We start from the raw sequence: 8,416 nt of genomic DNA, 5'->3' as shown, positions 1-8,416 counted from the left end.
CGCGCGGCGATCGGGTGATGGTCATCCTCGGCCAGGCGCCGGAGACGGCGGCGGTGCATGTCGGGTGCTGGAAGGCGGGCGTGATCTCCGTCCCCACCTCGCTGATGTTCGGGCCGGACGCGCTGGAATACCGGATCGCGCATTGCGGCGTGCGGCTGGTGGTCACCAACGCGGCGACCCTGCCGAAGCTGGCCGCGATCCGCGACCGCCTGCCGGGGCTGCGCGACATCCTGCTGATCGACGGGCATGGCGAATGGGCGGACCAACGGGCGGGCGACGGGGCGCGGGACTTCCACGCCCTGCTGGCGCGTGCCTCCGACGCCTATGCCACGACCGACACGGCGGCCGAGGACCCGGCCTTCATCTCCTACACCTCCGGCACCACCGGGATGCCGAAGGGGACGGTGCACGCGCATCGCGTGCTGCTCGGCCATCTGCCGGGGTTCGAGACGCTGTTCAACGGCTTCCCGCACGACGGCGACATCATGTGGTCGCCCGCCGACTGGGCGTGGATGGGCGGCCTGTTCACGGTGATGATGCCGAGCTGGTACCACGGCCGTCCCATCGTCATCCATCGCGGCGGCAAGTTCGATCCCGAGGCGGCGCTGACGCAGATGGGCCGGCACGGCGTGCGCACCTCCATGCTGACGCCCACGATGCTGAAGCTGATGCGCCAGGTGCCGGGGCCGTGGTCGCGGTTCTCGCTGCGGCTGCGAACGATCATCACCGGGACGGAGGCGGTCGGCCGCGACCTGCTGGAATGGTGCGGCGAGGCGCTCGGCACCGAGGTCAACGAGGGGTTCGGGCAGACGGAATGCAATGTCTGCATCGGCAACTCGCGGCTCGGCGCGCGCATCGGCGCGCTGGGCCGCGCGCTGCCGGGGCACGAGGCGACCGTGACCGACGACGCGGGCCGCGTGCTGCCGCCGGGCGAGACGGGCAACCTCGTGCTGCGGCGCGGCGATCCGGTGATGTTCCTGTCCTACTGGCGGGACCCGGCGGCGACGGCGCGCAAATATGTCGGCGACTGGATGCTGACCGGCGACCTCGTGCGGCGCGACGAGGACGGGTTTCTGTGGTTCGTCGGGCGCGGCGACGACGTGATCACCAGCGCCGGCTACCGGATCGGCCCCGGCGAGATCGAGGACGCGCTGCTCCGCCATCCGGCGGTGCAGATGGCCGCCGTCGTCGGCGTGCCCGATCCGGTCCGCACCGAGATCGTCATGGCCTATGTCGTGCTCGCCCCCGGCCACGCGCCCGGTGCGGCGCTGGCCGATGACATCCGGCAGTCGGTGCGCACGCGCCTGTCCAGTCACGAATCGCCGCGCGAGATCGCGTTCATCGACCAGATGCCGCTCACCACGACCGGCAAGATCATGCGCCGCGTGCTGCGCGACCAGGCGCGGGCCGAGGCCGCGGCCCGGCTGCCGCCCGGTGATGCGGCCGGCGATGCGGCCGGCGGGTCGCCTTGACACCGGGTTCGCGGCATCGGTAGCGTCCTGCTCAATAATCCGGCGACATCAAATGCAACTAAGATGTGCCGACGGGGGGTGTGCGTGCAGGCCACGGGTCGGACGGCATCGGTCGACGATGCGGCGCAGCGGCGTTCGTCCGCCCTAGGCGCCACGGCGCAGGACGACGCGGAGCCGCCACGGCGACGGATCGGTCGCGCCCGCTCCTACAAGCCGTCGCAGGAACAGATCGTCCTGCTCATCACCCTCGCGCTGCTGGCGGCGTTCAGCGTGGCGTTGCCGGGCTTTGCCAGCATCGCCAACCTGCTCAACCTGCTGCGCAGCATTTCCGTGCTCGGCATCCTCGGCCTCGGCATGGGGCTGATCGTCATCAGCCGCGGCATCGACCTGAGCGAGGTCGCGATCATGGCGGCCGGCTGGTCGGTGGCGCTGATCGAAATGCAGCGCGGCATGCCGATCCCGCTGGCGGTCCTGCTGGCGCTCGGCATTGCCGCGGCGATCGGCATGGCGAACGGCCTGATCATCGCGTTCATCGAGGCGCCGCCGCTGTTCGTCACGCTTGCCTCCGGCTTCGTGATCTACGGCGTCGCGTTCTGGCTGGCGCCGGCCTGGGTGATCTACGCGCCGAACGACGCGCACGGGCTGCTGCTGCTGGGGCGCGGGCATCTGCTGGGCGTGCCGCTGCCGATCTTCGTCTTCGCCGGCGCCGCGATCGCCATGCACCTGTTCCTGACGTTCACCTCGATCGGCCGCTTCATCTACGCGCAGGGCGACAACCCCGAGGCCGCGCGCCTCGCCGGCATCTCGGTCCGGCCGCTGACGGTGCTGGCCTATACGATCGTGGCGGCGCTCGCGTGGCTGGCGGGCCTCGTCTGGATCGGCGCCACCGGCAGCATGCAGATGCAGGTGACACAGGGGACAATGGTGTTCGACGTCATCCTGGTGGTCGTGCTGGGCGGCGTCAGCCTCGCCGGCGGCCGCGGCAGCGTGCTGAGCGTCGTCGTCGGCTGCGCCCTGATCGGCACCTTGCTCAACGCCTTCACGATCATGGACGTCAATACCGAGATCCAGAACATCATACGCGGCGTCGTGCTGCTCGCGGCCATCCTGCTCGACAACTGGCTGCATCCACGCGACGAGGAAACGGCACGCCAAGGCGACTGACCCGCCGCATTCCGGCAAAAAAAGCGACCTGGGAGGGACACGACCGATGCTGAGACGGACGACATGGATCACGGCCGGGCTGGCGGTGCTGGGCGTCGCCCTTCTGGCCGCGCCGCTGGTGGCGGTGGCGCAGGACGAGACGGGCACGAAGGCCGCCCGCGAGACGCGCGCCGACTATGACAAGGCGGTCCGCGGCAAGACCATCGCCTATCTCCCGATCACCATGGCGGCCCCGATCTCCGCCGAATGGGGCCACGTGCTGCAGACCGAGGCGGCATGGCGCGGCATGAAATACGTCGTGCGCGACCCGAACAACAACCCGTCGGCGATGCAGCAGGCGCTGACGGCGCTGGTCAACGACAAGCCCGACATCATCATCGTGCAGAACCCGAGCGTCACGCTGCTGGTCAAGGAGATGAAGCGCGCCGAGGCACAGGGCACGCATGTCATCCAGATCAACATGGCGTCGAACTACCGCTCCGACGCGTTCGTAGGTGCCGACTGGCACGAGATCGGCCGGATGCTCGGGCAGGAGGTCGTCAAGGCCTGCGGCACCGGCAGCGGCAAGTCCGGCAAGGTGCAGATCATCCAGGGCGAGCTGACGGCGCAGGCGAGCATCGACCAGGTCGGCGCGATGATGGACGTCCTGAACAAGGACAAGGCGATCAAGGTCGTGTCCAACCAGGCCGCCAACTGGGACGCCAACACGGCGATGAACATCACCACGACGGTGCTGCAGCAGAACCCCGACCTGTGCGCCTCGGTCGGCTTCTGGGGCATCATGGAATCCGGCGCGGCGCAGGCGATCCGCAATGCCGGCAAGACCGGACAGGTGAAGGTCTACGCCTCGGTCGAGGGATCGCAGCTCGATTGCGACCAGATCAACGAGGGCAACTTCACCAAGGTGCTCAGCTACAAGTCGACCGAACAGGGCCACGATCTGATGACCGCGGCGATCACCCTGCTGGAGGGCGGCGACAAGCCCGGCACGCGGCATCTGGAATACTACACGATCCCGGTCTGGGTGGATAAGAGCAACGCCAGCGGCGGCAACTGCTTCCCCGTGCCGAAATCCTGATCGCCGCGCGCCCGCGCAACCGCCACGGCCGGCGGCCCCGATGACGCAAGCGGGACGCCGGCCGCACGGGAGAGACTGATGTCCGCCACGACGTGGGATGCCACGCGCTTCTCCAAGCGCCTGCGCGCGAGCTATTCGCCGCGGCTGCTGCTGTCGGAACTGCTGCTGAAGCAGTGGTTCGAGCCGGTGATCCCCTTCACCATCATGCTCGGGCTGTTCGGGTATTTCGCGGTGTCGATCCACGACTACGCGACGTTCCCGAACATCCAGTCGCTGATGCGCCTCTATGCGGAGTTCGGGTTCGTCGCGCTCGGCATGGCGTTCAGCCTGATTTCCGGCGGCATCGACCTGTCGGTCGGCGCGCTGTTCGCCGTCTGCAACTTCGCCACCCTGTTCTTCCTGCTCGTCCTCGGCTGGCCGATCGCGGGCGTGATCGCGGCGACGGTCGCGGTGGGCGCGGTGCTCGGCGGCATCAACGGCGTGCTGATCGGCTACCTGAAGGCGCGGCCGTTCCTGACGACCCTGGTGACGCTGATCATCCTGCGCGCGTCGGTCAACCTGCTCAACGAACGCTACGCCACCGTCTTCGCCACCAACACGTCCGACAGCACGGTATGGGACTTCCTCGGCGAGGGCTTCGTCCTCGGCATACCGGTCAATGCCGCGGCCCTGTTCGTGACCCTGCTGATCGGCCACGTCTTCCTCAGCCGGTCCCGCTACGGCTGGCACCTCACGGCGATCGGCGCGAGCCGGAAGGCCGCTCGGCACGCGGGCATCCCGGTCGAGCGCATGCTGTTCGCGACCTATGTCCTGTCGGGCGTGCTGTGCGCGATCGGCGGCATCTTCTACGCGGCGCGGCAAAGCAGCACCGACAGCACGACCGGCGTCGGCTGGGAGTTCCAGGCCCTGACGGCCGTCGTGCTCGGCGGCGTCTCGCTCGCGGGCGGCAAGGGGACGGTGTGGCGGGCGATGATCGGCGGCATCATCGTCTTCCTGCTGACCAACGGCCTCGTCCGGCTCGGCATCGCCGGCTACTTCACCTCGGCCGTCATCGGCATCATCCTGCTGGCCGCCGTCTGCGCCGACGTGAAATGGAGCAAGAACCGCGGCAAGGCGGTGCAGAAGATCTACGTCAATCCCGCGCGCCTGCCACTCAGCCCAGCGCCGTCGCTGCGCCGGGAAAGCGGCACGCCGTTCGCCCAGAACGACCGGCTGCTGGCGGCCGAGGCGATCGGTCTCGATCAGGTGGAGGGGCCGGAGGATGTGCTCATCGACCGGCAGGACCGCGTCTACGGCAGCACCCGCGACGGCAACATCATCCGCTTCTCCGGCCCGGACCTGACGCGGCGCGAGGTGTTCGCCCATATCGGCGGCCGGCCGCTCGGCATGCAGTGGGACCGCGAGGAGAACCTGATCGTCGCGGTCGCCGGCATGGGCGTGTACGGCATCCGCCCGGACGGGCAGGTGTTCAAGGTGACGGACGAGACCAACCGCACCTGGTACAAGCTCAACGACGACTCCCGCCTGCGGATGGCCGACGATCTCGATATCGGGCCGGACGGACGCATCTGGTTCAGCGACTGCACCACCCGCTACGAGATGACGACCAACTCGCTCGACATCATCGAGGGACGTCCGAACGGCCGGCTGGTCGTCTATGATCCGGCGACCCGGAAGACGACGACCGTCATCAACCACTTCCATTTCCCTAACGGCATCTGCGTCGCACATGACGGCATGTCGGTGCTGATCGGCAGCACGTCGCTGTGTCAGGTGTTCCGCTACTGGATCGAGGGGCCGAACAAGGGACGGCTCGATCTGCTGATCGAGCACCTGCCCGGCTTCGTCGACAACATCAACCGCGCGTCGGACGGCACCTACTGGCTGGCGCTGGTCGGCATACGCACGCCCGCCTTCGATCTCGCGATGCGCAAGCCGGATTTCCGTCTGCGCATGGTCAAGCAGGTGCCGATCGACGAATGGCTGGCGCCCGGCCTCAACCATGGCTGCGTGCTGAAGTTCGACGAGACGGGACGCATCCTGGAATCGTTCTGGGACCCCACGGGCGTCAACCATTCGACGCTGACATCGATGCGCGAACACCGGGGCTACCTGTATCTGGGCGGGCTGGAGAACAACCGCATCGGCCGTATCCGCCTGCCGGACGCCGATCCGGACTGGACCGGCTACGACGCCTACTGGGGCAACAAGCGGCGGGACAGGCACTGATTGCATGGGCGCGTTCACGCATATCCTGCGCGACCTCGAGCAGATCTTCTTCCCCAACCGCGACCAGCACCCGGTGCCGTCGATGGACGGGCCGTTCACGCCGAACAGCCGGCTCGACACGCTGGAAGTGATCGGCGATCCGCTGCCCGGCGCGGACGACGTGGCGGAGGGCGCCGACGGCGCGCTCTATGTCTCCGCCGGACGGCAGGTCTGGCGTCTCGACGGCGCGGGCTATGCGCGGCGCGAGGTGGTCGCCACGTTCGACGGCGATGCCGGCGCGCTCGCGATCCATCCCGACGGTGGCCTGCTGGTCGGCGTCGCGTCGCAGGGCGTGGTGAAGATCGACCGCGACGGCCACCGGCACTGGCTCCGCGAGGCGGCCGGAACCCCGGTCGCCTGCGTCACCGCGATCGCCGCGTCGCCCGACGGCAGCATCCTGCTGTGCGAGGGCAGCGCGCGCCACGCGCCGGATGCCTGGCTGCGCGACCTGATGGAGAAGAACCGCGCCGGCCGGCTGCTGCGCTGCGGCCCGTCGCTCGAACAGCCCGCGGTCCTGCGACAGGGTCTGGCATGGCCGGACGGGCTGATGACGGACGGGACGACGTGCTGGCTGGCCGAGGCATGGACCCATCGCGTCACCGCCTTTGCCGCCGATGGCAGGCGTTCGTCCGCCCCGCGCGTCATCCTGCCCAACCTGCCCGGCTATCCCGCGCGCCTCGCGCCGGCCTCGGGCGGCGGGTTCTGGCTGGCGATGTTCGCCGCCCGCACGCACCTGACGGAGTTCGTGCTGCGCGAGGACGATTTCCGTAACGAGATGATGCGCACGATGGAGCCGCATCTGTGGGTCGGCCCGGCGCTCGCGACCACCGGCGATTGCTACGAGCCGATGCAGTGGGGCGGGCTCAAGGCGCTGGGGATCGAAAAACCCTGGTCGCCGCCACGGTCGTACGGGCTGCTGGCGCGCTTCGACGCGGACGGCACGCCGGCCGAAAGCCTGCACAGCCGCGTCGGCGGCCGCCACCACGGCATCACCTCGGTGCGCGAGGCCGCACAGGGGCTGATCGTCGTCTCCCGCGGCGCCGGACGCATCCTGATCGACCGCACGAGGGCCCGCGCATGAGCGAGACGATCGCCCGCCCGCCGGAGGCGCCGCCCTCCGGCGAAGCCCGCAGCCCGGTGCTGCGCATCACCGGCGGCAGCAAGATCTACGGCGGGGTGCATGCGATCGAAAACATCGACTTCGATCTGTACGCCGGCGAGGTGCACGCGCTGGTCGGCGAGAACGGGGCGGGCAAGTCGACGCTGTGCAAGGCGATCGCCGGGGCGATCGGCCTGACGTCCGGCACCTACTTGGTGGACGGCAGGCCGGCGGCGTTCCAGCGGCCGCGCGACGCGCTCGCCGCCGGCATCTGCATGGTCTATCAGGAGACGAGCCTAGTGCCGACCATGACGGCGGCGCAGAACATCGAACTCGGGCGCGAGCGGCTGATCACCCGTTTCCGCACCCTCAACATCCAGGCGCAGCAGCTGCTGCAATCGCTGAACTTCCACATCGATCCGGCGACGCCGGTCGGCCTGCTCGGCACGGCGAAGCGGCAGATGGTGGAGATCGCGCGCGCCGTCTACAACGATGCGCGGGTCATCATCTTCGACGAACCCACGGCGAGCCTGACGCCCGAGGAAATCGTGCATTTCTTCAACCTCGTGCGCGACCTGCGCGCGCGCGGCGTGGGCATCATCTACATCTCGCACGCGCTCGAGGAGTCGTTGCAGATCGCCGACCGGATCACCGTGCTGCGCGACGGGCGGCTGGTGATCACGGCGCCCGCCGCCTCGCTGACGCGCGGGCAGCTCGTGCGCTACATGGTCGGTCGCGAGATCACGCAGACCTATTACGCGCACAAGGAGGGACACGCCGACCGTCGCTCCCGGCGGCGCGAAAAGGTGCTCACGGTCGAGAACGTGACGATGGGCAACGTCGTCAAGAACATGTCGTTCTCCGTCTATGCCGGGGAGGTCGTCGGCATCGCCGGCCTGATCGGCTCCGGCCGCACCGAAATCGCCAAGATCATCTCCGGCGCGCTGAAGCGCAACCTGATCAACGGCGGCACCATCAAGCTGCGCGGCCGGCCGATCCGCTACCGCGTGCCCAAACAGGCGATCGACGACGGCATCGCCTACATCACCGAGGACCGCAAGCTCAACGGCTTCTTCGAGACGATGATCGTCGACGACAACGTCTATATCGGCCGCCTCGCGACGCGAAAGGGCTGGCGCTTCCTGCTGTCGCGCGCCACGCGCAACCGGCTCGCCGGCTATTGGGTGGACCGGCTTAAGATCAGCACGCTGCAGCGCCGGGCCCGCATCGTGGAACTGTCCGGCGGCAACCAGCAAAAGGTCGTCGTGGCGAAGTCGCTGGTGCAGGAGCCGTCGATCGTGATCTTCGACGAGCCGACGCGCGGCGTCGATGTCG

6 protein-coding genes are annotated in these 8,416 nt (G+C 68.8%); all 6 read left to right on the top strand.

Annotated features, from left to right (window positions below; all coding sequences use genetic code 11):
• Positions 1 to 1,472: AMP-binding protein (locus B8460_RS05880; RefSeq protein WP_048860653.1), on the top strand; the 1,472-nt coding region annotated here is incomplete at its 5' end.
• Positions 1,473 to 1,556: 84 nt separating this feature from the next.
• A complete protein-coding gene (locus B8460_RS05875; RefSeq protein ID WP_199445562.1) occupies positions 1,557 to 2,636 on the top strand; it encodes an ABC transporter permease in 1,080 nt (359 codons plus the stop codon).
• A 46-nt stretch (positions 2,637 to 2,682) separates the two neighbouring features.
• Positions 2,683 to 3,714, top strand: a complete 1,032-nt coding sequence (locus B8460_RS05870) for a sugar ABC transporter substrate-binding protein (protein WP_048860650.1) — start codon at positions 2,683 to 2,685, stop codon at positions 3,712 to 3,714.
• A gap of 78 nt (positions 3,715 to 3,792) precedes the next feature.
• Positions 3,793 to 5,943, top strand: a complete 2,151-nt coding sequence (locus B8460_RS05865) for an ABC transporter permease (protein WP_048860649.1) — start codon at positions 3,793 to 3,795, stop codon at positions 5,941 to 5,943.
• A 4-nt stretch (positions 5,944 to 5,947) separates the two neighbouring features.
• Complete coding sequence (locus B8460_RS05860; RefSeq protein ID WP_084623275.1) at positions 5,948 to 7,063, top strand: hypothetical protein; 1,116 nt, start codon at positions 5,948 to 5,950, stop codon at positions 7,061 to 7,063.
• Positions 7,060 to 8,416: sugar ABC transporter ATP-binding protein (locus tag B8460_RS05855; protein ID WP_048860648.1), on the top strand; the 1,357-nt coding region annotated here is incomplete at its 3' end. The genes B8460_RS05860 and B8460_RS05855, both read left to right, overlap by 4 nt.

It is taken from the genome of Acidisphaera rubrifaciens HS-AP3 (assembly GCF_000964365.1).
GTDB classification, from domain to species: Bacteria; Pseudomonadota; Alphaproteobacteria; order Acetobacterales; family Acetobacteraceae; genus Acidisphaera; species Acidisphaera rubrifaciens.
This window is presented reverse-complemented; position numbering and strand designations above follow the sequence as displayed.

What these genes read in the sequence shown, in the direction of transcription:
- B8460_RS05870 (WP_048860650.1), top strand. Translation starts at nt 2,683, where the DNA reads ATGCTGAGACGGACGACATGGATCACGGCCGGGCTGGCGGTGCTGGGC.
- B8460_RS05865 (WP_048860649.1), top strand. Translation starts at nt 3,793, where the DNA reads ATGTCCGCCACGACGTGGGATGCCACGCGCTTCTCCAAGCGCCTGCGC.
- B8460_RS05860 (WP_084623275.1), top strand. Translation starts at nt 5,948, where the DNA reads ATGGGCGCGTTCACGCATATCCTGCGCGACCTCGAGCAGATCTTCTTC.